Source organism: Virgibacillus sp. M23 (genome assembly GCF_034190895.1).
GTDB lineage: Bacteria > Bacillota > Bacilli > Bacillales > Amphibacillaceae > Virgibacillus > Virgibacillus salarius.
This window is the reverse complement of sequence record NZ_JAWDHA010000231.1, coordinates 1-472: the sequence shown is the minus strand read 5'-3', so window position 1 is coordinate 472 and position 472 is coordinate 1. Positions and strand designations below refer to the sequence as shown.

Sequence of the window (472 nt, the reverse complement as noted above, 5' to 3'; positions counted from 1 at the left end):
AGAAATAAAGAATCGCTAGAGCTTTCTGAATCTGCGTGACAGACGCGCCTCTCATCATTGGACTTTTCACCTTAAAGATACCAGAAGGCAACGCAAATGACGTTTTCTTGTTGCTTGAGCTTGTTGTTTTCTTTTTGGATACACTTGTTTTGCTTGAGCTTGTTTTCCCGCCCAGAGCCTTCAATTCTGCTTCAATGGCAGCTTTGACGTCATTCCATCTACCCTCTGACAAAATACGGTGCGGGCAATACTTGCCGTTCCAGTCTTGGTGCTTGCGGACTCGATCAACACCCCATCCGCGTTCTTTAAGTAGTTGCGCTACAAACTTAATAGCGAGTTTTTCCGCTACCTTATATCGTGCCCCTCCTGACTTGCTATAACAAATTTCGACACCAAGCGACTTACGATTCCCTGTACCGTTTGTTCCATCTCCTGTGTGCCAAGCGTTACGATTCTTTGGAATCCCTTTAAT

Annotated in this window: 1 protein-coding gene; it reads right to left on the bottom strand. The window is 45.1% G+C overall.

Going from position 1 to position 472, the window contains the following annotated elements:
* A partial coding sequence (locus tag RVS70_RS22245; protein ID WP_321134889.1) for an N-acetylmuramoyl-L-alanine amidase family protein occupies positions 1–472 on the bottom strand: 472 nt, incomplete at both ends.